The following is a 411-nucleotide window of genomic DNA, read 5'->3' on the forward strand; positions in this document are numbered from 1 at the left end:
GGGTGCCGCTGAGCTGCGTTCGCTGTCCTACGACCTACTCGGCACCAGCGCCGGTAGGACCATGGTGGACGTCGGCTGCGGAGCGGGACGGGCCGTGGCGGAACTGGCCGACCGGGGCACGAGAGCCGTCGGCGTGGACCCCAGCGAGCGCATGCTCGCCGTCGCCCGCGCCCGCCGGCCCGAGTCGGACTTCCGCCTCGCGGGGGCGTACGAGCTGCCGCTGGCGGACTCCTCGATGGACGGCTACCGGGCCGACAAGGTGTTCCACGAACTCGGCGAGCCTGAGCGGGCGCTGGCGGAGGCGCGCCGGGTTCTCGTGCCCGGCGGCCGGGTCGTATTGGTCGGCCAGGACTGGGACACGTTCGTCATCGACTCCGACGACGCCGCACTCACGCGCAGGATCGTGCACGC

At 73.2% G+C, this 411-nt stretch carries 1 protein-coding gene; it reads left to right on the forward strand.

The genetic code is table 11. The features are described from left to right. Positions 1-411: methyltransferase domain-containing protein (locus ACLZOT_RS50160; RefSeq protein WP_416976012.1), on the forward strand; the 411-nt coding region annotated here is incomplete at both ends.

The sequence above is a fragment of the Streptomyces sp. 4F14 genome (assembly GCF_048159485.1).
GTDB lineage: Bacteria > Actinomycetota > Actinomycetes > Streptomycetales > Streptomycetaceae > Streptomyces.